We start from the raw sequence: 510 nt of genomic DNA, 5'->3' as shown, positions 1-510 counted from the left end.
GGATGCGACCAACTGGTTGGGCAACTCTGTATCTGAAGGGTTTATCCATCAGTTCCAACGTCGCGGTTTTAAAGTCGTCGATTTTAAAACGACAGGATCTATCCAAGTGACGCAGCAAGGCGACTTTGCCTTAAGCCGTGACTGGCAAGATCTGGCGCAAGAGCAGCAAATTCAGTATGTGTTAACGGGAACCATGCTTCGTCAAGAAGGTGGCGTATTGGTTAATGCTCGCGTTGTTGGTATGCAAAGCCGTGTTGTGGTTGCCACAGCGCAAGGGTTCTTGCCTGCAGACCGAATCGGCCGTGATTTGGATACGCTAAATAGCATCCGTACCCAAGATGGCGTGTTGATTCGTTCAGACCCAACCATTCGCCAGCCATACACTGTGATTCTCCGCCCATAGGATAGAACCATGAAGAAGTTATTATTTATTATTGCCACCTTGGTGCTTGTGGGATGTCAGCCATTACAACAGATGCGCCAAGATGAAATTTTAGTGGCGGTAGGTTA

Annotated in this window: 1 protein-coding gene and 1 pseudogene; both read left to right on the top strand. The window is 48.2% G+C overall.

The window, feature by feature from the left end:
* A partial coding sequence (locus R7190_RS31020; protein ID WP_318138359.1) for a FlgO family outer membrane protein occupies nucleotides 1–403 on the top strand: 403 nt, incomplete at its 5' end.
* A 9-nt stretch (nucleotides 404–412) separates the two neighbouring features.
* A pseudogene (locus tag R7190_RS31015) lies at nucleotides 413–510 on the top strand (flagellar biosynthesis protein FlgP); the annotation flags it as partial.

The sequence above is a fragment of the Vibrio sp. 1078-1 genome, from assembly GCF_033340475.1.
The sequence above is the reverse complement of the archived record's forward strand: the minus strand, read 5'-3'. Positions and strand labels throughout refer to the sequence as shown.